Source organism: Ferdinandcohnia sp. SAFN-114 (assembly GCF_059415045.1).
The window spans coordinates 1-22,478 of record NZ_JBPFDQ010000065.1 but is presented as its reverse complement, the minus strand read 5'-3'; the positions used below and the strand labels follow the sequence as shown (position 1 = coordinate 22,478).

General features: G+C 35.0%; 23 protein-coding genes and 2 pseudogenes. 21 read left to right on the top strand and 4 right to left on the bottom strand.

The window, feature by feature from the left end; genetic code table 11:
• Positions 1 to 11: 11 nt before the first annotated feature.
• The 5 genes from ACR65M_RS18760 to ACR65M_RS18740 all read left to right on the top strand — a co-directional run bounded on the left by ACR65M_RS18760 (position 12) and on the right by ACR65M_RS18740 (position 5,246).
• Positions 12 to 887, top strand: a complete 876-nt coding sequence (locus ACR65M_RS18760) for a sugar phosphate isomerase/epimerase family protein (RefSeq protein ID WP_440274079.1) — start codon at positions 12 to 14, stop codon at positions 885 to 887.
• 39 nt (positions 888 to 926) lie between these two features.
• A complete protein-coding gene (locus ACR65M_RS18755) occupies positions 927 to 1,985 on the top strand; it encodes a Gfo/Idh/MocA family protein (RefSeq protein WP_440274078.1) in 1,059 nt (352 codons plus the stop codon).
• A gap of 3 nt (positions 1,986 to 1,988) precedes the next feature.
• Positions 1,989 to 2,876 carry a sugar phosphate isomerase/epimerase family protein gene (locus ACR65M_RS18750; protein WP_440274077.1) on the top strand — a complete coding sequence of 296 codons (888 nt, stop codon included), beginning with the start codon at positions 1,989 to 1,991 and terminating at the stop codon, positions 2,874 to 2,876.
• A 170-nt stretch (positions 2,877 to 3,046) separates the two neighbouring features.
• Positions 3,047 to 4,201, top strand: coding sequence for an ROK family transcriptional regulator (locus tag ACR65M_RS18745; RefSeq protein WP_341331320.1), 1,155 nt, complete (start codon positions 3,047 to 3,049; stop codon positions 4,199 to 4,201).
• Positions 4,202 to 4,238: 37 nt separating this feature from the next.
• Positions 4,239 to 5,246, top strand: coding sequence for an asparaginase (locus tag ACR65M_RS18740; protein WP_440274076.1), 1,008 nt, complete (start codon positions 4,239 to 4,241; stop codon positions 5,244 to 5,246).
• 79 nt (positions 5,247 to 5,325) lie between these two features.
• Here ACR65M_RS18740 and ACR65M_RS18735 read toward each other — a convergent pair.
• A pseudogene (locus tag ACR65M_RS18735) lies at positions 5,326 to 5,397 on the bottom strand (IS3 family transposase); the annotation flags it as partial.
• A gap of 192 nt (positions 5,398 to 5,589) precedes the next feature.
• Positions 5,590 to 6,597, bottom strand: coding sequence for a DUF2268 domain-containing putative Zn-dependent protease (locus ACR65M_RS18730; protein WP_440274075.1), 1,008 nt, complete (start codon positions 6,595 to 6,597; stop codon positions 5,590 to 5,592).
• 283 nt (positions 6,598 to 6,880) lie between these two features.
• On the opposite strand from ACR65M_RS18730, the gene ACR65M_RS18725 reads away from it, so the two are divergent.
• A complete protein-coding gene (locus tag ACR65M_RS18725) occupies positions 6,881 to 7,246 on the top strand; it encodes a hypothetical protein (protein ID WP_440274074.1) in 366 nt (121 codons plus the stop codon).
• Between the two features lie 94 nt (positions 7,247 to 7,340).
• Complete coding sequence (locus ACR65M_RS18720) at positions 7,341 to 7,727, top strand: ACT domain-containing protein (RefSeq protein WP_440274073.1); 387 nt, start codon at positions 7,341 to 7,343, stop codon at positions 7,725 to 7,727.
• A gap of 174 nt (positions 7,728 to 7,901) precedes the next feature.
• Here ACR65M_RS18720 and ACR65M_RS18715 read toward each other — a convergent pair whose 3' ends face one another.
• Entirely contained in the window at positions 7,902 to 8,747 is an 846-nt protein-coding gene (locus ACR65M_RS18715; RefSeq protein ID WP_440274072.1) for a hypothetical protein, read from the bottom strand.
• A 363-nt stretch (positions 8,748 to 9,110) separates the two neighbouring features.
• Between ACR65M_RS18715 and ACR65M_RS18710 the strand changes: the two genes are divergently transcribed.
• From ACR65M_RS18710 to ACR65M_RS18650, 13 genes are all read left to right on the top strand, one after another.
• Positions 9,111 to 9,938, top strand: coding sequence for a nucleotidyltransferase domain-containing protein (locus ACR65M_RS18710; RefSeq protein WP_440274071.1), 828 nt, complete (start codon positions 9,111 to 9,113; stop codon positions 9,936 to 9,938).
• A 141-nt stretch (positions 9,939 to 10,079) separates the two neighbouring features.
• Entirely contained in the window at positions 10,080 to 10,211 is a 132-nt protein-coding gene (locus ACR65M_RS18705; RefSeq protein ID WP_440274070.1) for a hypothetical protein, read from the top strand.
• Between the two features lie 22 nt (positions 10,212 to 10,233).
• Positions 10,234 to 11,049, top strand: a complete 816-nt coding sequence (locus ACR65M_RS18700) for a lipid II flippase Amj family protein (protein WP_440274069.1) — start codon at positions 10,234 to 10,236, stop codon at positions 11,047 to 11,049.
• Between the two features lie 152 nt (positions 11,050 to 11,201).
• Positions 11,202 to 11,510 (top strand): hypothetical protein, encoded by a 309-nt coding sequence (locus tag ACR65M_RS18695; protein ID WP_440274068.1) that lies wholly within the window; start codon positions 11,202 to 11,204, stop codon positions 11,508 to 11,510.
• 173 nt (positions 11,511 to 11,683) lie between these two features.
• Positions 11,684 to 12,370 carry an MBL fold metallo-hydrolase gene (locus ACR65M_RS18690; protein WP_440274067.1) on the top strand — a complete coding sequence of 229 codons (687 nt, stop codon included), beginning with the start codon at positions 11,684 to 11,686 and terminating at the stop codon, positions 12,368 to 12,370.
• Between the two features lie 615 nt (positions 12,371 to 12,985).
• Positions 12,986 to 13,867, top strand: coding sequence for a GNAT family N-acetyltransferase (locus ACR65M_RS18685; protein ID WP_341331323.1), 882 nt, complete (start codon positions 12,986 to 12,988; stop codon positions 13,865 to 13,867).
• A gap of 321 nt (positions 13,868 to 14,188) precedes the next feature.
• Positions 14,189 to 14,755 (top strand): DJ-1/PfpI family protein, encoded by a 567-nt coding sequence (locus tag ACR65M_RS18680; protein WP_341331324.1) that lies wholly within the window; start codon positions 14,189 to 14,191, stop codon positions 14,753 to 14,755.
• Between the two features lie 258 nt (positions 14,756 to 15,013).
• Positions 15,014 to 15,463, top strand: coding sequence for a GNAT family N-acetyltransferase (locus ACR65M_RS18675; protein WP_440274066.1), 450 nt, complete (start codon positions 15,014 to 15,016; stop codon positions 15,461 to 15,463).
• Between the two features lie 154 nt (positions 15,464 to 15,617).
• Complete coding sequence (locus ACR65M_RS18670; RefSeq protein WP_121445865.1) at positions 15,618 to 15,755, top strand: DUF3934 family protein; 138 nt, start codon at positions 15,618 to 15,620, stop codon at positions 15,753 to 15,755.
• A 435-nt stretch (positions 15,756 to 16,190) separates the two neighbouring features.
• Positions 16,191 to 16,532, top strand: coding sequence for a helix-turn-helix transcriptional regulator (locus ACR65M_RS18665; RefSeq protein WP_121445866.1), 342 nt, complete (start codon positions 16,191 to 16,193; stop codon positions 16,530 to 16,532).
• Positions 16,532 to 16,873 (top strand): DUF1048 domain-containing protein, encoded by a 342-nt coding sequence (locus ACR65M_RS18660; RefSeq protein WP_121445867.1) that lies wholly within the window; start codon positions 16,532 to 16,534, stop codon positions 16,871 to 16,873. Before ACR65M_RS18665 ends, ACR65M_RS18660 begins: the two co-directional genes overlap by 1 nt.
• Positions 16,874 to 17,150: 277 nt before the next feature.
• Positions 17,151 to 19,076, top strand: coding sequence for an FUSC family protein (locus tag ACR65M_RS18655; protein ID WP_440274065.1), 1,926 nt, complete (start codon positions 17,151 to 17,153; stop codon positions 19,074 to 19,076).
• A gap of 228 nt (positions 19,077 to 19,304) precedes the next feature.
• On the top strand, positions 19,305 to 19,751 hold the full coding sequence (locus ACR65M_RS18650) for a hypothetical protein (RefSeq protein ID WP_440274064.1): 447 nt from the start codon (positions 19,305 to 19,307) through the stop codon (positions 19,749 to 19,751).
• Positions 19,752 to 19,831: 80 nt separating this feature from the next.
• Here the strand turns inward: ACR65M_RS18650 and ACR65M_RS18645 are convergent, their stop codons facing one another.
• Positions 19,832 to 20,980: a hypothetical protein gene (locus tag ACR65M_RS18645; protein WP_440274063.1), complete on the bottom strand. Its 1,149-nt coding sequence runs from the start codon at positions 20,978 to 20,980 to the stop codon at positions 19,832 to 19,834.
• 791 nt (positions 20,981 to 21,771) lie between these two features.
• Here ACR65M_RS18645 and ACR65M_RS18640 point away from each other — a divergent pair.
• Positions 21,772 to 22,401 (top strand): annotated as a pseudogene (locus ACR65M_RS18640) (MBL fold metallo-hydrolase); the annotation flags it as partial.
• Between the last annotated feature and the right edge of the window lie 77 nt (positions 22,402 to 22,478).

Here is a 22,478-nt window from a genome sequence, read left to right as displayed (position 1 = left end):
GAGTGATAATGATGAAAGTTGGTTTAAGTACATACAGTTTAGTAAGAGAATTAAGAGATGAAAAGATGACAGTATTAGATGTAATCCAATGGATCGCTGATAATGGTGGAGAGCATATGGAAATCGTCCCATACGGTTTCTCTGTCGTAGATAATGTAGAATTAGCAGATCAAATTAAAGAAAAGGCGGCATCCTTAGGTATTGAGCTTTCAGCTTATTCTTTACCCGCAAATTTTGTTCAAGAAACTCAAGAAGCGTTTGAGGAGGAAGTTGAGCGTCTGAAAAAACATGTTGATATTGTGAATCGTCTAGGAATTAAGATAATGAGGCACGATGTAACAGCGTTTACCTTACCAAAAGAAGATATGACCATTCATTATTTTGATAAGCATTTTTCAAAATTAGTTGAAGGTAGCCAGCTTGTTGCTGATTATGCAGCCCAATTTGGTATTACAACTACAATTGAAAACCATGGATTTAATGTTCAAACTAGTGACCGTGTACAACGTATCATTCATGCAGTGAATCGTGAAAATTTCAAAACAACACTTGATGTTGGAAATTTCCTTTGTATTGATGAAGATCCACTGGTTGGAGTTAAGAAAAATATTAAATACGCTGCAACTGTTCATTTTAAAGACTTCTATATTCGTCCTTACTATGAAAACCCCGGAGATGGTGTTTGGTTCAGGACAGTAAATGAAAATTATTTACGTGGAGCAATTGTTGGTCATGGAGATTTAAACATCCGCGAGATTATGAAAATTGTTAAAAGATCAGGCTATGATGGCTATTTAACTGTGGAATTTGAAGGTATGGAAGATAGTAAAATCGGTTCTAAAATTGGAATGGATAACGTAAGAAGGCTTTGGAATGAAGTGGAATAATAATGATAGCATATAACAACCTTGAAAGGGTGGATCAATATGAATAGATTACGAGTATGTGTGATTGGTACCGGTTCAATTTCTAATATGCATTTTCAATCTTATGCGAACAACCCAAATGTCATTTTGTACGGTGTTTACGATTATTCAAAAGAAAGAGCATTAGAAAAAGCTGAGCAGTACGGAATAAGGAATGTCTATGACACTTTGGAGGAAGTTTTTAATGACCCTAATGTGGATGCAGTAAGTATTTGTACCTGGAATAATACGCATGCTGAAATTTCAATAGGCGCCCTTAAAGGTGGCAAACATGTTCTCGTTGAAAAACCACTGTCAATGACTGTTGAAGAGGCTTTAAAGGTTGAAGAGGCAACGCGTAAATATAATAAAACATTTCAAGTTGGTTTTGTAAGAAGATTTGCAACGAATACGAAAGTATTAAAATCTTTTATTGATAATGGAAAATTAGGTGAAATTTATTATGCTAAAGCATCATGCCTACGACGTTTGGGAAACCCAGGTGGATGGTTTGCCGATAAAGAACGTTCAGGCGGGGGACCATTAATCGATCTTGGTGTTCATGTTATTGATATATGTTGGTATCTAATGGGGCGTCCAAAAGTGAAGTCCATCTCTGGAAATACGTATAATCAGCTTGGCAATCGTGGAAACGTAGAGAATTTAAGCTTTTATAAAGCAGCAGACTATGATAAAGAAAAAAATACGGTTGAAGATTTGGCGAATGCCCTGATTACATTTGAGAATGGTGCTTCCTTATTTGTAGATGTATCTTTCACCCTACATGCTAAGAAGGATGAAATACAGGTGAAGTTATTTGGTACAAAAGGCGGGGCTGAACTCGAGCCAGAGTTAGTATTAATTAGCGAAGAGAAAGATACAATTCTTAACATTCAACCACAGATTGATCACCTAACATTTGATTTTTCAAATGCGTTTCAAAATGAAATTGATTCATTTGTAACCAGTTGTTTATCTGGGACGAAACCAATTGCACCTGTGGAAGATGGTGTTGAAATTATGAAAATACTTGCTGGAATTTACGAAGCCTCCGAAAAGAAATGTGAGGTGACATTTTAACAGATGCAAAATGTAAAAGTGGCAAATAAAATTGGGATAATTGTCGATAGTCTTAAACTACCTCTTCTAGAAGGATTAAAAGTAGCAAAAGAAATGGGAGCTGATGGTGTCCAAATTTATGCTGTTGATGGTGAAATGGCACCGGAGAATTTAAATTCAGCCACACGTAAGGAATTAAAATCCTATATCGAGTCATTAGGGCTAGAAATCTCTGCACTTTGTGGAGATTTGGGTGGTCTTGGTTTTCAAGATCACCAACAAAACAAATGGAAAGTTGAAAAGTCAAAACGAATTTTGGATCTAGCTGTTGAACTCGGTACAAATATTGTGACAACGCATATCGGGATTGTGCCTGAAGAAAAAGACAGTCATGTATATGAAAGTATGCAAAAGGCTTGCGAAGAATTAGGGTTTTATGCAAAAGGAATGGATGCCTTCTTTGCTATTGAAACGGGTCCAGAAACAGCTTTAAGATTGAAAACGTTTTTGGATAGCTTAAGTACAAATGGAGTTTCGGTAAATTTTGACCCTGCGAATATGGTCATGGTAACGGGTGATGACCCCGTTGAAGGTGTAAAGCTCTTAAAAGAGTATATCGTTCATACTCACGTAAAGGATGGAGTTCAAATAAAACCAGTTGATCCCCGTGATGTATATGGTGCACTTGGATATGGATGTGGTACAGACCATGAAAAAATTGCCAAGATGGTTGCATCTGGTGAGTATTTTAGAGAGTTGCCACTAGGTAAAGGTGCTGTTGATTTTCCAAATTACTTCGCGGCCTTACGGGAAATAAATTATAACGGTTATTTAACTATTGAACGAGAAGTCGATACAAGACCAGTTAAAGACATCTCTGAGGCTATTACGTTTATTAAAAAATTCAAATAAAACTGATACAATAGTAAGTAAGTCCTATCCCAGTTAAAACATCCTAAAGAGGAGGAGTTCTCTTTAGGATGTTATATTAACGAATGATGTTAGTTCTTTTATGAAAGAATTAACATGATTCCTTAAAAGCTATATAAATTGGATCAATATTATGTTAAAGAGGTATTTGAATGGAAAAACACGACCAGTTTTTAATGAAAAAACAAAACAAAAACTTAGTGCTAGATATCATAAAAAGAAACTCTCCTGTATCAAGAATGGAAATTGCCAAAATAACAGGAATGAGTCCTACATCAATTACTAGGATAGTAAACGAATTACACGAGCAAGGGTTTGTGAGGGAGACAGAACTCGTTACTTCTGGTGTTGGTAGGAGAGCGACATTACTTGATGTATGTGGAAGCGTTCTTTATACAATCGGGATTGAGCTTGATAAGTTTAACGTGAAAATTGGTGTCGTAAACTATGTGGGAGAAATAATTGCATTTGAAAGCTTTTATAGAGATGCCATAGAAAGGTATGAAGATACCCTACAAAAGTTAAAGAAAAATATAGAGGAATTAATAGAAATTAATAACATTCCTTCTACGAAAATTATTGGATTAGCCATTGGATTACCGGGCTATATTGATTACAAAAATGGAGTTGTAAAAGTGTCAGATCAGCTGAAATGGAAAAATGTAAAACTGGCTGAAGACCTAAAACAGCTCACTTCATTTAATGTAATTGTTGACAATGAGTTGAAAATGAAAGTGGTTGCTGAGAATTTTTTGGGAATGGCAAAGGACTCACAAAATGCAGTCTTAGTTGGTATTGGTTCAGGAATAGGAGCTGCCATTATTTTGAACGGTGAAATTTACCGGGGAGAATCAAATAATGCAGGTGAAATTGGACATACAATGGTAAATCCGACCGGAAACGTGTGCAATTGTGGAAAAATTGGTTGCCTTGCAACGTATATTTCTGAAGGTGCAATTTTGGCTGATGGTCGGAAGGTAAAGGATCTGGACTCAATCGATGATGTATTCGATGCTTACCGAAATGGGGAATCGTGGGCAGTAAATTTATTAGATCGAACGGCAATGTATATTGCCCTTGCGATAAGTAATATATTATCTATTTACAACCCAGAGGTTATTATTCTGAGTGGGAATACAATAGAAAAATTCCCTGAAATAAAAGAAGCAATTGAACAAAAGTGCGATTTATACATTTGGGAGCCGTTAAAAGAAAAGACAAAAATTGTATATTCACAGTTTAGTAATCGTGGAGTCGTCCTTGGTGCAGCGATACAGGCACAGAATAAGTTGCTGGATATAGAGTAAATAGTTGTCTTTAAATTATGATGCAAGGAGCTTAAAAATGTATCTTATACCTTTAGTAGAAGAAACAAGGGCTGGATTGACTGAGAATGTTCATACAGGAATTATTTGTGGTGTGAATGAACGACTAGAAACAACTTATCATTTAGGAAGTCAAGATCATTACACGTATTATCGTTCAGCATCTAAACCATTACAAGCGATACCTGTATTTTTGGCGAATATTGTCACGAAATACAGTCTGACAACAGAAGAGGCTGCTTTGTTCACCGCCTCTCACAGGGGTGAGGATTACCATATCGCTGCCCTAGAAACAATGTTACAAAAACTACCTGTTGATGAAGAAGAACTGTTTTGTCCTCCTTCCTATCCTTTGAATACAAAACCGAAAGAGGACATGCTACGAAAGGGCATTGAAAAAAGAAGGCTCTTCCATAATTGCTCTGGTAAACATATCGGTTTTATCACGGTTTGCCGTGAATTAGGCTACCCAGTCGAGGGTTATTGGAAAGTGAGTCATCCACTTCAACAACAAATTTTGAAGATCATTTCTACATTATCTGAAGTACCAGTTTCTGAGATTAAGAGTGGATTGGATGGTTGTGGTGTACCTGTTTTTGCGATTCCATTAAAAAACATGGCAATTTCCTACTTGAAATTAGCATGTCCAAATTTAATTGAAGACCAACAATTACAAAAAGCTATTACAGAAATGACCGCCATTATGAATACACATCCTAACATGGTCGCGTCACATCAATTCATTTGTTCTATTTTGCTGCAGGATGATAACATTGTTGCCAAAGGAGGCGCACAAGGAGTCTACTGCTTCGGGTTGAAAAAAGAAAAATTCGGTTTTGCATTAAAGGTATTAAATGGTTCAGAAGACGTCTGGCCAAACATCGTAGCCTCCATTCTCGAACAGATTGGATATTATAATAGTGAAACCATTACGAGATTACGAGAATTAAAACCATCAATTGTAAAGAATGATGCAGGTTTTGAAGTAGGAAGAGTTAACGAAACTTTTACCCTTAGCAAAGCATAATAAACTTGCGAAGCGATTACCTTAGGTGAACTGCACCATTTGTTAGGCAAATATGTTAAGTGAATTTTAAGACTTGAGTTCAATATTTCACTGGACTCAGGTCTTTTAATTTTGCCTTCATTCGTTTGTGATTGTAATAGTGAAAATACTCATTTCTGTCGTTATTTCACTATCGGGTGCTTTGATCCAAGATGATTAATGCACTTTTTTGTTGAAAATATTCAACTAAAGGGCAGGTTAGTTGAAGAAGAAAAAAACAGCTTTATAATTAAGTAGACAGAAAATGCAAAACAAAAAAGCAAAGTCAGAATATCTCTTCCTTTGCAAGAATCTAAATAAACTTTTATTTTGAAATCCTATCTCCATATTTACTATTTGATAAAATCTCCTCCGCAGATAATAGTGTCCAGTCATGGACCGAGACGGAAGAGTTATTTTCCAAAAAGGAATTCATGATTTGGTATCCAATTTTGTAGTTAGTCCAACGGGGGAATCCTTTGTTTGGATTTCCAAAATAATCGCGATATAATGATTGGTCAAGGTCAATTGACCATAAATCTTCTTCCAAATGCTCCCATACCTCTTTTTCTTTTTGGGCTGAAAGAGGTTCTATCCACGGTATAGTAATATCGGGGTACAGACTTTTGGCAAAAGTGTCCGCTTTTCCTTCGAGAATAATTGAATCTAATAAAGTGTTATTCCAGTTTACATTTCCGCTCTCCATATATATAGTATGATGATATTCATGTGCAACAGCATACTCCAACAAATCCTCTTTAAATGAAGATGGATCAATCCGTATTATGATTACATCCTTACTAACTGCGTTCCCAGAAGCGCCACCCATTAAATTGATACCATCCATGTTATCCGGATTAGGAGGAAATAAATACACTCTCTTATTCTCGCCTGGAAGGGTATTAGATGATTTAATCAAGGCTTGTTCTATTATTTTATTTATTTCATCTTGATTATTAATTAGAGAATAAACAAATTCCTCTAAAGTTTTAGTGTTTTTAGGAGTTGCAAAAGCATAAAGGTTCTTTATCCAATACCCCTCTCCTTTACCTAAAGTATCTAATTGAAATGGTTCGACAACTTTTTGATAGTAATGTTCTTCCATCTTCTCGTGTTGTTCAATTTCTGAAACGCTGTCTATGTAATCTAATACTTGAGTATAAAAGGGTATAATTTTAAATTCCTGATTGCCATTCTTCACAATGATGGGGTTCTTAATATTTAAATCTTTAGGTGATTCAACTTCACTTGTTTTATTAGTACAACCGATAAGTAATACAGCAATAACGGAAAATATGAAAAAAGGAATTAGTCTATTAATTTTAATCACCACCAAATTTAAAAACTATTTAAAGTATAACCTAAATTCCCCTCTATTTCCAGTTATCTCCTACTTATATGCCTGTTACTGTTAACTCTTTAGACCACCCTCTCTGAAAAAAATATAGACTGGTAGATAAAATTAACCCATCACTGTATAAATTTCTTTAGCTTTAACCTTTCCTGTACTATGCTTAACTCACTGGAAAGGTAATCTATGAAAAAACGTGTATAAAAGTTTGTGAAATAATGTACTTAAACTAATTATTGTTGGACTTATATCTATCTTGGATAGAATGAAATACACTAATTATGATGAAGCTGTGTCGGATATGTTAAGTGAGGGGGATCAAGTAAATAAAATTGAAATCCTTTGGACAACAAGAGATAAACAAGGTTATGTACAGAAGACTGCTTCCATAACTGATGAAAATACTATAAGAAGACTATTAGAAGAGCCTTCTGATATGAAATTAAAGAGGAACGATAGAACTCCTGGCACTGAATACTGGCTTACATTTTATACCGATTCAAAAGTTGATGGTATTGTTTTCGGTGAAGGTGAAGTACAAATAGGGTATGGACTTTTTAAAATCATAGATGAGAACATACTTGAAAAAGTGATTATGAATGAAGACTTAGAGTGGGAAATGAAAAAATAAAACTGTCTCTTTATTCTACTGATGAAGCAGGTTAGTGAAATAACAGTTTGAGAGAATAAATGTTAAAATAACATCTAAAAGGAGTGCTGAAAATATGAAATTAAAAATTTTAGATTCAAATTTTGCCGTTGTGAAATTTCCTCCAACTGAAACATTACCATTGTGGGCATTAAACTCCGAATTATTTTCTATTACACGAACAGATGAAGAACTATCTATCGTGTGTCCCTCTGAAAGTATACCGATGAATGAAGCATTTAAAGATGTGGAAAACGATTGGAAGTGTATAAAAGTAGAGGGAGTTTTAGACTTTAGCTTAACTGGAATATTATCTTCATTAGCGAATCCATTAGCCGAAAATAATATTAGTATCTTTGCTATTTCAACCTTTAATACTGATTACCTACTTGTTAAAAGTCATTCAATTGAAAATGCAGTAGTCGTATTAGAGAATGAAGGTCACATTTTTGGCGATATTTAAAACAGCTTATTACATTAACGGGTGCTTTGATCCAAGAAAGATTAACGTACTTTTTTGTTGAAGTTATTAAACTAAAGGAGCAGGATAGTTGAATAGAAAACGGTTACCCCTAAGACTGATTATGTAAATTCCAATCTAAAATTTCCTCTTAATGTATGAGAGAATATTGGTGCATTAAGACTTTGGATACAACCAATCAAGGATAAAAATATACAGAAACATACCCCAAATACTAATGGTAGTTGAAATAAAAAACGAACCTTTCGCGCTCATTAGCAATTGATATTGCTCTGCAATATAATGAGCCAAATAAAGAATACATATCCCACCAATTTTCCACGTCCACTTGATGTTTGTGAAATAAATGATGAGTGAAATAATCCCTAGAACCAACATATAAATCCCAGCGATAACAACAATACTGCAATCATTATCCGTAAGCAGACATTCATTTAATTTGCGAATACCAATAACCTTGAAAGCCCAAGTAATAGTATGTAAATGCAACGTGCACAACCCTAAGAAAATAAATAGATAGCGCCAAACACGACCAAAGTTTTTTAACATAATGTGATTTATTCTTTTGGTAATCCAGAATAAACTAAGAAGACCAATAAAAGTCATCCATGTTTGATACCAGTTTTGCTTATATATTCCTAGATGTACAAACAATTCTTCAATTACTGCGTAAACTGCAGCGATAAGGAAATACCAGTAAAATCTAAGATTTAAGAGAGTGATGAGGATTGCAGATGAGGTCACTGAGAATTGAGAGAATAAATTTCCTACAACGGAATCATCATGCTGATTTGAAAAAATTTTTGGATAATAAACGTATGCTTTAAAACACATTAATATTGCCATTTCAAAACAAATAAAAGTAATTCCACTTATCGTTAAAAATAGAGATATAACATGTTTACGGTCCTTTACTTTTATCAAAATAATAACCAATTCAAGGAACGTAGTGATACCAAGGAGAACATACCATATCGTACTGCTCCAAAATGTCGAGTTCATAAAATTCCTTCCCAAATATGACGTTATATTAATTTTAGCAACTTTATCTTTACCTACTATATAAAAAATATTCAGTAAAGTTGCATGATTTACGCAACCATTCATGTCCTTAAACTTTGATTACCTTTAGTCTGTGTCAAAATAGTAGGTAGTGTTAATAGAAAATTTGATTATTACTTTCATAGCAATATTGATTATATATTTGGGGTATCGGTATATTTACAGTAAGAAATGACTTAGTTTATTAAACTAAAGGGTGCGTTGATTCAAGAAGGATAAGTGAACTTTTTTATTTAAGTTTTATTAAGCTAACGAAGCTGCTTTTTTATATTATCTTGGTGGAATAATTAGGAAGATGTTAGGATGATAGGAGAGGGGAGTGATGAAATAGTGATTTTAAAAGCTGGATATGGTCTAGACCCTAATGGATTTATTGTAAGCGATGTAAGTAAAGATAAAATTAATAATGTCTATGTGCCCTGCATCCGACAATCAGTTGATAGTCTTAAAAATTTATTTCCTAAACAATTGCACAGTGTTTATGTGTACGGTAGCGTAGCCAGAGGTGAAGCCATAGCTTTAAAATCAGATTTAGACCTTATCGCTCTGTTTGATGGCAAACTTAGTGCCGTTAATATAGCTGAGTTAAAGAACCTGGCTCGGGAACTGTCACAAAAGTATCGGTTTATGGTTCGTGATGTTGGTATTGCTGTTGCATATTACGACTATACGGTTGACCCCTCAAATTACTACGAAAATGCATTTCTTAAGGAACTCTGTATTTGTGTGTATGGAGAGGATTTAGGGGAACGATTTGGTCCCTACAAACTTACATCAGAGATAGCCATTCGATTCAACGGAGATATTTGTGAGAGTCTTAATCGGACGTTAAATAAGTTTAAAACAGCTTCAAACGAGGAGATTAAAATAATTTCGCAAGGCTTCGCCCGTAAACTCATTCGAACATTCTATTCAATGGTGATGGTGCGTTCTCAGATTTGGACGACACGACTTCACGAGCAATCAGAAGTCTTTATCCATCACTTTCCAGAAAAAAAATCTATTATTCTTACCCTGCTAAAATGGATAGAGGAACCACCAATGGACCGTGAGACTGTATATGAGTTGTTTAATAGAGAGGGTGAGTGGGCTTGTGCGAACTTTTCACACGAAGCCAATATTTCTTATTGAACTAACAGGTGAAATAGTTAAAGTTAAGATCGCGGCTGCGGTCTTTTTCCTTGTTAAGCTAACGGGACAGGATACTTTTAGAAGGTTATAGAAATAGGGGAACTGACTTTATAGTGTTAAAATTAAAAAAATAACTACATTATGAAATACATTTTTGTTCAATTAACAGAGTACGAGTCTTCCATTGCGAAGGATCGCTTTTTCCTTATTCAAGTAACGAAGCAGATTAGTGGAAGAAGAATGATGAAGGTTATAGTAAAATCAGGGTATTAAATTTGTATAAAGAAGGTACTGTATGGAGTTCATAACTGAAAAATCATTATTTATTGCTTTGTTTATTTTTATCATACATTCGATAGAAACTCTTGCATATGCTGTGAGGTTATCAGGTGCAAGAGTAAAAATGATCGCGTCCGCCTTATCTCTGTTTAACATAATGGTCATCGTTTCTAGACTTGCGAATATGATGCAACAACCTTTTACTGGTAGTCTAATTGACACTGCTCCAAAGGAAAACGCTCTGGAGTTTGTAGAAACTCAATTTCGAATTCTCATTGGCGCTTCAACGGTTGGAACAGTATTTGGAATAATTCTACTCCCTACTTTTATAGCTTTATTTTCAAGGGCGATCATATATTTATCAGAGGAAAAAGGGTCTGTTCCTTCCTTAATTAAAAGGATATTTTCTTTACATTACATAAAGCGTGGCGTAACACATTTTAGTCTACCTAAGTTTTCATACCTTCGGGATACAAGAGTTAAGGATATTCCAATAAATCTATTTTGTGTAAATATGATAATAACTGCAATCTATACAATCGGTGTATTATCTGCACTATATGCCGCTTTACTATCCCCAGAAAGAGCTTCTACAGCAATTATGGCATCAGGTTTAATAAATGGGGTAGCAACCATACTTTTAGTTATTTTTATTGACCCCAAAATCTCTGTAATAGCAGACGATGTGGTTAATCAGAGAGGAAGCTACAATAAGTTGAAAAATATGTCGTTAATGATGGTAACTTCAAGGTTATTAGGCACAATACTTGCCCAATTTTTGTTCGTATGGGGAGCAAGATACATAGCTTGGTTTACAAAGTTTATAGTTTAAACGTTCTTTAAAGGTACAGGTGTCATTGTACAATAAGTACGGGTGCTAATTGTGCTAACGAAGCAGATAGTTAAAGTTTTAATAGGATTCCTTAAATATCATAGTGTAAAATGTAATTATTGGTAATTATATTCAATTTAGGGAGGGAATTTATGAATAAAAAACGAATTATTTTCTTTACTTTAGCTCTAATTATATTTTTTCTAATCCTAACATTGTCAAAACCTTCTCCAGAAAGTTTTAATGAATGGCTATCAAATAAACATGATATAGAGTGCGTTGGGGATAAATGTATAAATGGTAACGATAATTTAACAGTAGCTGATAGAACAATAGACGATTATTTTTTTATTAATAAGATTGGTGTTAAACTGTATTATGAAGATGGCAGTGTCCTTTTAATAGAAGGATTAGGAATCCTTGGTACATTTAGCACATTCACGTTTAACATAAGGATATAAAATATTAAAAAATTTTTTCAACTAACGGGTGCGTTGATCCAAGAAGGATTACGCACCTTTTTGTTGAAGTCATTGTACTAACGGGCAGGTTAGTTAAAGAAGGTATTAATAAAAATTGAGCGGAATATATAAATAAAAATTGCAGATTATGGGGGGATAAAATGAAAACATATTTGGAGGAAGTAGCTAATAATGTATATGCCTTTTTAGTTTGGGATGAATCTTGGAACTCTTATAATAACTGCTATTTGTTGCTCGAGAACAATAATATTATTCTTATTGATTCAGGGAAGGAAGAACATTCTCACTTCCTGTTTTCCTCACTAAAAAAGAAAGGAATTTTTAAAAGTGATATAACTCATTTTATTGCCACGCACGGTCACAAAGATCATATTGGAGCAATTCAATTTTTAGGCGAAATTGAAGGTTATATTCATAATCAGGATTTAGAATTAATTCCAGAAAATATTAGAAATAAATTAAATAGGAAACTTCCAGATATCGGTCCAACTGTAACTAATTTAGAATGTGTTCTCCTTGGACACCATACTAAAGGTTCTGTTTTACTATATCACCGTAGAAGCAAAGTGTTATTTTGCGGAGACCATATCTGTTTTTTTGGAGAACCATTGAGCGGTAATGTTGTAGATATAGGTGTTTGTGAGAAGGAAAAATATAAGCAGTTTGTTTCTGAATGGTCTCAAAACAATGAAATGAGAGCACAGTACAATTTTAGTTTATTTATCGAAGGGTTAAAAAAAATTACCAAATACGATGTAGAGTATTTATGTACGGGGCACGGTGTAGTTTTAAAAGGTAAAATAAATGAATTTATTTCTGATTTGCTTGAGTTTGATTAGTTAATAATAATTTTTTTCAATTTACGGGAGCTTTTCTTTAAGAAGGAGATTAGCTCTTTCTATTGAAGTAAAGGTGAAGGTTAGTTAAAGAAAAAATAATATACTCGTTTCACAATCGTGCCATTTAACTGATTAAATGTAGGAGATTTCAAAAAAGTGAAACGAATGAGACGAACTGTACGGACTTATGTTTTTATCTTAGATGGGTGATTATGTTAGCAATGGGTATTTCTTTGAAACTTATAAAAACACATTTAAGTTCATTAGAAAATAAAATTTTTGAATTAGAAATAAAAACAAAGTAAAAAAGGAGACAATTAGTAGATTGTGAAAAAAATGTACTTAAACAAACGGGTGCGTTGATCCAAGAAGGATTACGCACCTTTTTGTTGAAGTAATTGAACTAACGGGCAGGTTAGTTCAAGTAGGAATAATTAAATCTTTATTGAATATCAATAGGTGAATGTTTGATGGAAAAAAGGGAGAGTTCAATTTTAGGGACAGTCATTGCGATTAGATTAAGTTGATTAAATACGATCTTTTTATAGCGGAGGCCATAGGAAAAATATCAAACAGATAGTTACAAATACCAAGAGAATCGAGGAGATTAAATAAATGAGTAAACCTGTCATTCGCACTTATATAGATTCAAGTGATTTAAAACGAATGCAGAAACTTACACAAGCTATATGGACACTGGAGTCTAATTACCATATTGGCGATTTAGCTTGGCAACGCCATCGACACGCTGGGCGTGAGGATGAATGGATTACTGCAATTTGGGAAATGGATGATAAACCAGTGGCTTGGGGATGGGTAAAACTACCGGGCAGTTTAATGTTTCAAGTTGACCCTAATTTTACTGAATTATCTCAGGATGTCATTGATTGGTTTGATAAAATAACTGAAACCAATGAACAAAGGGTAACCGTCCTAGAAACTGAGTCTCATCTCATTTCAGCCTTAGAAGATTCTTTATTCACCACAGTAAAAGAAACTCCTGAAGTCCTAACAAAAATTTCATTGGATAGCTGTCCTTTCCCTGTTAAATTGCCGGATAAGTTTAATGCTCGACATATCAAGGGCTCTGAAGATTTAAAGAAACGAGTGGCAGTACATAGGGCTGCATTTCAATCATTAAGAGTCACAGAAGAAAGTTACTTGAATGTTATGAATACCTATCCTTACGATTCATCTCTTGATTGGGTAATAGAATCCCCAAATGGCGAGTTAGTAGCATTTTGTTTAATTTGGTTTGATGAAGTTAACAAGGTTGGATTACTGGAACCTGTGGGAACGGATCCGAGATTTTGGAGAATGGGGTTAGCTAGCTCGGTTTGTAAACTTGCTCTCAATGCATTGAGTGAAAAAGGAGCAAAAACTGCAATTGTGGTATGTACTTCCCCGGATACCTATGAATTTTACAAGTCTATTGGGTTTGAACAATATGCTCAAACAAAATCATTTCAACGTCATAAAAACACAAATAAAAATTGAATATAATTAAAAATTGGAGGAAACTTCCCATTAGGTTTTAATAAACTTTGCTTTTCTTCTTCAACTAACGGGTGCGTTGATTGAAAAGCAATCTGTCATGTTTGGAGGGAGAGGCTTTGTTTCAACTGGTATCTAGCAAAAGAGAGTCTTATTCGGATTTTCCCCTACCAAATTAACTAAGATGATAACTGGTTTGCTTAAAGATGCTTTGCATTGATCCAAGAAGAATTAACGCACTTTTTTGTTGAATTTATTCAATAAACATCAGGGTTAGTTTGACCAAAAAAATGTCATTCTTTATTAGGAGAGGGAGAGGATTTAATGGAAATCGCTATTGTTGCATTTGATGATTTTACGGATATTGATGTTTTTTTACCTTGGGACATATTGAATCGTGTTAAACATCCTGACTGGAATGTTCAAATTTATGGTACTAAAGAAATTCATCGTTCGGTTACTGGTCTTTCAGTTCCAATCCATTCGTCTATTGATGAACTAAGGAATGCAGATGCAATTTTATTTGCGAGCGGTCCAGGAACGAGGAGACTTTATAAGGATGAAAATTATCTTAATAGACTAAAAATAAATCCATCGAAACAGTTAGTAGGTTCTATGTGTTCTGGAGCTCTAATTTTAGGAGCTCTTGGTTTATTAGACGGTATGACTGCAACCACTTACCCAACAGCGAAAAAGGAATTAGAAAAATTTAATGTTACCGTTGTTGAAGAATCATTTATTGTTGAAGATAATATCGCAACTGCGGCTGGTTGCTTAGCCGCACAAGATTTAGTCGGGTGGATAATTGAAAGATTGGTAAGTAAGAAAGTAAGAGAAACAGTAATAAATTCAATTCAACCTGTTGGAAAGGGCTTATCTTTTACAAAGTAATGTAATTAAGCCAACGGTGCGTTAATCTAAGAAGGAATTAACGTTATTTTTATAGAATTTGTTGATCTAACGGGGCAGTTTAGAGGAATTAACTGGTGGAATAACTATACAAGGCGATCATCAAAACGGTCGTCTTTTTCTTCTGAAAATAGTAGTGGAAAAGTAGCTATTTTACAAACTGGCGGTATATTAAACAGGGAATAAAAATTTATGTATTTTCATAAAAAAGGGAGTAAAAAACTTGAGGAGGTAATTGTAGTGACCCAACACAAAATCATAATTATCCCGTATGATCCCAAGTATGCTGAACAAACAGTTAAAATGTGGCGGAATAGTAAGGAAAGAGCAATTGGGCAGAAAGAAAGTCATAGCTTAAAAAGTCACATTTATTTTTTAGACCACATATTACCTGGGCAGTTTCAAATAGATTTAGCGTTAATAGAAGAAAAAATAGTTGGAATGATTGTATATAACGAAATGGAAATAAATCAACTATATGTACACATAGATTATCAAGGAATTGGTATAGGGCAAATATTATTAAATAAAGTAAAAGCACAATCAAGGGGAAAATTAACGTTGTACACGTTTGAAGTAAATAAAAAGGCACAACGATTTTATGAAAAAAATGGATTTGAAGTGATTGGTAGAGGCTGTGAAAATGAAGAAAATCTACCTGATATTCAATATGAATGGAATATAAAATAATGAGGTAAACTGATGCGGAGTTAAAGAAAATAGTTTTTTACATTCCACTAACGGGTGCGTGGTTCCGAGAAGGGTTAATGCTTGATTAATTAGAGTAATATACTAAAACTAACCATATGGTTAACTCAACCTAGAATGATAACGGGGTGATGTTATGAGTAAAGCTAAAGGAAAAGGTGGAACAGGGAGAGGAACAGACAAGAAGGGGTGGAATCGGTGGCAGGCTAGTGCAAACAAAAAAAAGAGTGCAAAACCATATAAAAGTAAAGGTGTAAAGAAAACAGATGTATAATATAACCCCACTACCAATAGTGAAAGTTCTTTTTAAAAAAAGTAATGGGTAATTAGATAAATAATCACAAGAATAGCTCAGAAACTACTGAGTTATTTTTTATTGATATAAAATTATGGTCAGATTATACGTACATCTTATTTAATAAGTTAGTTTTTACGTAAGGGATCAGAACCCTTTAATGATAGATTACCCCATAGCCTAAAAAATCTCTTCTTAAGAATAATCACGCGATCGGCTAATTCTAAGTTGTTAATTTTAATAAAAACCTTTGAGGTGATAATAAGGGTCTTTTTGAAGAAAAGACTTATTGACAAATGACGCTATTCGGTAATACTATATACTAGTAGTAAGTTATACTAAATATAAGTAACACAAAATACCTGTGATACTTAGTACTGAAAAAATATAAGTAATCTATAAATGGAGGTAAATATGGAAAACATCACGGAAATGTTGAAGGGGGTACTTGAAGGTTGTGTACTTGAAATCATCAGTCGTGGCGAAACTTACGGCTATGAAATCACCCAACAGCTTCGAGATCTTGGTTTCACAGATGTGGTTGAAGGCACAGTATATACAATTACCATGCGGCTTGAGAAAAACAATCTTGTTGACATTGAGAAAAAGCCATCCACAATGGGACCGCCGAGAAAATTTTACAAACTCAACGCAGCGGGTCAAGAGCGACTGGAAGGTTTTTGGGAAAAGTGGGAATTTGTATCAAGCAAAATAAACGAGCTAAAAACAAATAAAATCAAAAGGAGAGAAATATAATGAATATTTTTGAAAAAATTATTGGAAGTATTGATGACAAGAGGGAATGGAGGGCCATGGAGGCACGTGCAAAGGCACTCCCAAGTGAGTACCGTACCGCTTACAAAGCCATCCAAAAATATATGTGGACTGCTGGTGGTGGTCCCACTGACTGGAAGGACAGCAGCCGTATCTTTGGTGGCATTCTCGAACTCTTTGAGGTAGGAGCAGCGGAAGGGAAAAAAGTGACTGACCTTACGGGCGAGGACGTGGCTGCATTCTGCGATGACTTGGAGAAGGATGAGCAAACTTGGAAGGACAAATATCGCAAGAAGTTGAACGATACGATTGGCCGTGGCTAGCGCCAAGAGGAGTATCGCCAAGATCGACACTAATCATGTAAGTTGTAACTGGGTAGACTTAAAATCCTTAAAGAAGAACTAGTTGGCTATCGCTAAAATCCATATCGGCAGTATTGTTTTGTTTGAATAAAAGTACCGTTAGAGCGATTGGAAAGCAATGAAAAGAATACCTGAAAACAGGGGCTGAAGGACTTAAATTAGGTAAAGAATATAACTTACCTGAAGAAGAAAAGTTAAACCTAATAATGACAGGAATTAATAGTAAAGAAGGATTAGAATGAGTGGCAAACAATTAAAACGGGTTGTCTCTTCTATGCTTAAAGAAGCACTACAAGTAAATAAGAAACCATTTCCTTGGTTAAAAGCCTTTAGTGCAGGATTAGCTGCTGCCCTGCCGGTTATGATAGGAATAGCCTTTGGTAATTTGCAATATGGTTTAATTGCAGGCTTAGGAGGTTTTTCCTATTTATATGTATTTAATATCCCATATGCGCAGCGAGCAAAGAAAATCTTTTCGGTCGTTCTCGGTTTGACCTTTGTTACCTATTTGGGAACGATTAGTGCGCCATATCCGCTAGCTGTTGCAATTCTGATGGGATTAATTGCTGCAGTCGTCATTTTTGTGTTCGGTGCATTAAAAATAAACGGTCCATCCGCCATCTTTTTTGTATTAGTTTTTGCCATGACAACGGGAATGCCAATCAATCCCGATGAAGCATTCTTACGAGCAGGGCTAGTATTTCTTAGTGGTTGTTTATCGTGGATTATTGCCATGATCGGGTGGTTTTTTAATCCCTATGGACCAGAATCTGATGTTGTGACTAGAGTTTATTTGCAATTGGCGGAACTTCTAGATTCTGTTGGAACTCCTACATTCACCAAAGCTAAGCATCAAGTAATGGAAGTTTTAAATGAATCTGAAGAGACGCTATCAGCGAGTTATTTCCGATGGCGAACCACTGACATGTTCAATCGATTGTACTTATTAAATAATTTTGCAAACGAGTTGTTCATTTATATTGTGGAAAACTTCTCAAATTCAAATTCTACATTACCTAAAGAATTAGGGCAATCCACACGACTACTTGGACATTCATTGAACAACCGTGATAAGCGAAAAAAACCTCATATATTACAACCTGAGAAAATGGATAGTCAGGTTAGTCAGTTGTTCACAACTATCTATAATGCAGAAGCCATTCTAAATGAGCCTATAAGCAATGTAAAAAAATCGATCCAAATTGATAAACCCTCTCTAAAAACAATTTTTTTAGGGGCGTTTGATAAAAATTCAATCGTGTTTATTTCATCCGTACGCTTTGGCGTGATAACGGCCATCGCCGCAATCATTGCCTATCAATTTGGATTTGAGCGATCATATTGGGTACCTTTATCTTGCGTAGCGGTGATGTCAGGCGCAACCATTGTGTCAACATTTCATCGTACGATTCAACGATTTTTCGGTACAGTAATTGGTATAGTTATTGCAGGGTTCATTTTATCCTTTCATCCATCTGGTTTTGTAATCACGTTGTTTATTTTTGTATTAACATTTATTACCGAGTTGTTTATCGTAAAAAACTATGGATTAGCGGCACTTTTCTTTACTCCAAATGCATTGTTAATGGCTGAAAGTACGAGTCAAGAGATGTTTAGTTTTTCCTATTTTGCTCAGGCCAGATTTATTGATATTGTAATCGGGAGTGCGATTGGATTATTAGGCGTTTATCTCGTGGGCAGGAAATCTGCTTCTAGTCGGATTCCACATTTACTGAGCAAAACACTTCGAAGTCAAGCACAGTTTTTAATGGTGCTTTTTTCGGATCAGGGTACAGGGTTTAATCCGAGACAGAGTAGAGAAAGATTGAAAATGAGAACAAACTTAAGTAATTTACAAACTTTGTATCATACGGCATCTGGTGAGATTCCGGCTAATCGAAAGGCGTTAGACTATTATTGGCCAGTCATATTTTCAACAAAACAATTGGGATATTTATTAGAAAATTGTTCGAAAGAAACGAATCGGCCGAACCTTTCTGATGAGAGATCAGCACAACTGTTATTTGCCTTTGAAACAATGGCAATTGCTGCGACACGGAATGTTTCGCCAAAGCAGATAGCCATACCAGAACTAGAGGGCTATCCGAGTATACATAAGGAAATTCAATTTCTGCAAAAAGAACTAAGGAGTTCACATGGGTAACGAGGGGACGGGAGTGTGTGTTGTGTGGAACTCTAAGAAAAATCCTTTAAACGGACAATGTATTTTGGATAATTGAGAAAAACTATTATTAAGTATATTTTTGGGGATAATATCTAATCAAAGAATTTTGTGTGAGAAAATGAGAAGGCTAAGTAATGAGCAAGAGCAACTTGCTTATTACATCTTGTTTATTTGAGATCAAAAATTTAGAAAAAAGGTTAGAAAAAAGTGAATCCAAAAGAAAAATTATTATGGAGTATAGCTTTTCCAGGTTTCGGTCAATTACTGAACGGTAAGTATGTAAAAGGGATCATTTTTATTAGTTTAGAATTTATCATTAATGTTCAATCCAAATTTAATCAGATTATTTACTTTAGTTTTAATGGAGAAATAAGTAAAGCGATTGAGCATACCAAATACCAATGGCTTATGTTTTATCCTTGTATTTATTTCTATTCCATGTGGGATGCCTACAAGGATGCGGGTGGAGGCAAAGAACCATATTCCTATTTGCCATTTGTGATGTCTGCGTTTTTTGTTACAGTTGGACTTATGTATTCAGCAAAGGTAAAGATATTTGGAATCTATTTAGGAACAGTTTGGTTTCCAATGATATGTGTCATTCCAGGAATTATGGTTGGGTTTCTACTGAAAAAAATATTCAGAAATAGATAGTGAGTTAATTTCTTCTTGAAAAGAGGATTTAGACTCACTATCTGCCCAAATCTATTCAATTCTATTTTTTACTAGATCATTTAAAAACGTGAATCTTTTTGTGTTCTCTCCATTTTCTTTCCCAGCTTTTTTAACCAAGAAGATACCTTCATCGCATAATATAGAAACAAAAAAGCGCCAATCGTCATCATGGCATAACCCTGAACTGCTGGCTCAAAAGTGATTCGCACGTCAGGCGAGAGCTGCAAACCGATGAAAATACCGAGATAAAGAATGAACATATCCCTTAACGGCTCATACCATTTGACATGTCCCATCTTGATATAGATAAAAAACTGTATAAGAATGGTGCAAAAAAGTGCAACGAATTCTCCTGAGCTGTCACTAAAGGACTCCCCTACGATTTCCCAAGTCGGAAACCAAAAACAAATCAGTAGAAGCTGTACAAAAGAGAGAAGGGTAGTATATAAGAGTCCGTTCTTCCGGCTTTTTTTCTCATTTTTCTCCACGATTTTTTTCTGTTCTTCAGTAAGAAAGAGATTATCCAACCCTTCAGCCTCTGAACCAATAACGAAAGAAAGCGTTCCATCAAAAAGGTTTTTTGGAATCGATTCAATGTTCTTAGGATTACTTGGGGTAGCTGTTAAAGCTTTATCCGTATGGTAAATCTCAACCCCATGCTTTTGAAATACACCCATCCAATCATTTAGGGATTTCTCATCCGCATGAGGAAAGCTGGTAACCTTCACTTGATTGGTGGTATCGACACCATAGATTAAGACTTTTGCGGACCGTACTGGAACAAATTTTGTCCTCAAATTATAATTTTCGCCACTTTGAATCTTTGACTTTGCTTTTAATCGATAGTCCATGCCGATTAATACATATTTCATATTTTCAAAGGGAATGAAAATGTGGTGTTCTTCATTCAACTTTTTGTCCTTCACGTAGGAATCATACCCGTTATCACCTAGTTGAATGTTAATAACAAGGTCAAGGTATTTTCGTAAATTTTTATAACAGAACCATGAAAACCCAAGAAAGACAATAGCTAGCGCAAAAAGCAGGAGGGATAAACCGAATCCTGTCTCGGAAACTTCTTTGATAGTAAAACCAAATATACTGATTCCCATTATAAAGAAAATGGAGATCAAGCCAATATGGCACCCCATGGCCCACTCAGGCAGCTGATTCGTAAAATTTCGATTATCTTTTGTTTGTAATTCCATCAACCAATAGCCCCTTTCATTTCTTTATTTTACCAGAATGCATTTAGGAAAAAGGACTTATATTGTTTAGGTCTATGTTAGGATTCTTACAACCTTATTGAAAGTGAAGATGATCAAATTAAGGTTTTAAATAAAGGCACTTTTCTATAAGATTGTTGCTTTTTGATATAAAATGCAAACCTAGTTGATTGGAGGGTAAGGTGGCGACTCCTCGAAAATGTATTCACATTTTCTTCGTGCGTGGGTTATTTCAAGGAAGCAAATTCAATGTCCAGCGGGAAAAGCGTGAGACTTGAGACCCCGTAGTAGCAGCAGCGACTTGTCCAGTTGTAGCGGCTAGAAACTCGAGAAATTTCAACTCCTCCTTCAGAGGCAAAATACGCCTCTTTGTCGGAGTCTCCGACGAACAGGACGTGCTAGTGCCGACTTCGCCACAGGACGTGGCGCTTTAGTCGGCCAATTTTCTCGTTTCTGTGCAAGCCGCCTCCACATTTCGTTGAGGAGGCTCAAGCCACGCCCGCGGAAAGCGTCCACCTGAAGTGGAAGTCAACTTTATAAAAAACAGCAAAGTTTGCGAAAAAAATTTTCATTATTAATGAAAGTATGAGGATAGTTGATTGTAATCAATACTTGTAAATTATAAACTGGGTATTAAGTAAGGAGAATCGAGATTACAAAGGGAGTTTATGTAACGAAAGGTTACGAAAAATTGGTCGTCGTTAGTGGAGGTTTATCTCCTGAATCCAATTTAGAAAGGGCTGGGACAAGGGATCTGTTCCACAGGTGTGACTATGAGGACAAGGTATCGTAATTTGAATGATGTGTCGAATAAGAAATCGTTTCGGGATATGCGAAAGTGGCAGAAGGAAAGACGAAGTAAAGTGAAGGATTTAAGTGAAAATATACCGCAATGTTCAAAAAAAAGGATCCAAGAATTGAAGGAAAATAGAAGCCGAACTTCTTATACATGGATTGGACATTCCACCTTTTTACTTCAACTTAGTGGTCTAAATATACTTACTGATCCGGTATGGGCGAAACGTATGGGTTTTCAGAAACGGTTAACGGAACCTGGAATTCCATTGGAAGATTTGCCGGAAATCGATGTTGTCGTTATTTCACATGGTCATTATGACCATCTTGACTTTCCAACGCTGAAAAAACTAAAAGGAAATCCGACCTATTTTGTTCCGATTGGGCTGAAATCTCTTTTTATAAAAAAAGGGTATCAACATGTAGTAGAAATGAATTGGTGGGAATCATTAGAATACGAAGGCGTTACCATTCACTTTGTCCCAGCTCAGCACTGGACAAGAAGGTCACTTAACGATATGAATACTTCCCATTGGGGTGGGTGGATATTTCAAACGACCAGTGAAACATTTTATTTTGTCGGCGATACTGGTTATTTCTCCGGTTTTTTTTATTAAAAGTCAAGAAAATGTTTAAAATCATTTAAAATTAAGTAACCAAATAAAATATCACACATTTTATAAAC

What these genes read in the sequence shown, in the direction of transcription:
- ACR65M_RS18760 (WP_440274079.1), top strand. Translation starts at nt 12, where the DNA reads ATGAAAGTTGGTTTAAGTACATACAGTTTAGTAAGAGAATTAAGAGAT.
- ACR65M_RS18695 (WP_440274068.1), top strand. Translation starts at nt 11,202, where the DNA reads ATGAATAAAAAACGAATTATTTTCTTTACTTTAGCTCTAATTATATTT.
- ACR65M_RS18725 (WP_440274074.1), top strand. Translation starts at nt 6,881, where the DNA reads ATGAAATACACTAATTATGATGAAGCTGTGTCGGATATGTTAAGTGAG.
- ACR65M_RS18710 (WP_440274071.1), top strand. Translation starts at nt 9,111, where the DNA reads ATGATAGGAGAGGGGAGTGATGAAATAGTGATTTTAAAAGCTGGATAT.
- ACR65M_RS18665 (WP_121445866.1), top strand. Translation starts at nt 16,191, where the DNA reads ATGGAAAACATCACGGAAATGTTGAAGGGGGTACTTGAAGGTTGTGTA.
- ACR65M_RS18750 (WP_440274077.1), top strand. Translation starts at nt 1,989, where the DNA reads ATGCAAAATGTAAAAGTGGCAAATAAAATTGGGATAATTGTCGATAGT.
- ACR65M_RS18645 (WP_440274063.1), bottom strand. Translation starts at nt 20,980, where the DNA reads ATGGAATTACAAACAAAAGATAATCGAAATTTTACGAATCAGCTGCCT.
- ACR65M_RS18715 (WP_440274072.1), bottom strand. Translation starts at nt 8,747, where the DNA reads ATGAACTCGACATTTTGGAGCAGTACGATATGGTATGTTCTCCTTGGT.
- ACR65M_RS18670 (WP_121445865.1), top strand. Translation starts at nt 15,618, where the DNA reads ATGAGTAAAGCTAAAGGAAAAGGTGGAACAGGGAGAGGAACAGACAAG.
- ACR65M_RS18720 (WP_440274073.1), top strand. Translation starts at nt 7,341, where the DNA reads ATGAAATTAAAAATTTTAGATTCAAATTTTGCCGTTGTGAAATTTCCT.
- ACR65M_RS18660 (WP_121445867.1), top strand. Translation starts at nt 16,532, where the DNA reads ATGAATATTTTTGAAAAAATTATTGGAAGTATTGATGACAAGAGGGAA.
- ACR65M_RS18740 (WP_440274076.1), top strand. Translation starts at nt 4,239, where the DNA reads ATGTATCTTATACCTTTAGTAGAAGAAACAAGGGCTGGATTGACTGAG.
- ACR65M_RS18705 (WP_440274070.1), top strand. Translation starts at nt 10,080, where the DNA reads ATGAAATACATTTTTGTTCAATTAACAGAGTACGAGTCTTCCATTGCG.
- ACR65M_RS18655 (WP_440274065.1), top strand. Translation starts at nt 17,151, where the DNA reads ATGAGTGGCAAACAATTAAAACGGGTTGTCTCTTCTATGCTTAAAGAA.
- ACR65M_RS18755 (WP_440274078.1), top strand. Translation starts at nt 927, where the DNA reads ATGAATAGATTACGAGTATGTGTGATTGGTACCGGTTCAATTTCTAAT.
- ACR65M_RS18700 (WP_440274069.1), top strand. Translation starts at nt 10,234, where the DNA reads ATGGAGTTCATAACTGAAAAATCATTATTTATTGCTTTGTTTATTTTT.
- ACR65M_RS18745 (WP_341331320.1), top strand. Translation starts at nt 3,047, where the DNA reads ATGGAAAAACACGACCAGTTTTTAATGAAAAAACAAAACAAAAACTTA.
- ACR65M_RS18685 (WP_341331323.1), top strand. Translation starts at nt 12,986, where the DNA reads ATGAGTAAACCTGTCATTCGCACTTATATAGATTCAAGTGATTTAAAA.
- ACR65M_RS18680 (WP_341331324.1), top strand. Translation starts at nt 14,189, where the DNA reads ATGGAAATCGCTATTGTTGCATTTGATGATTTTACGGATATTGATGTT.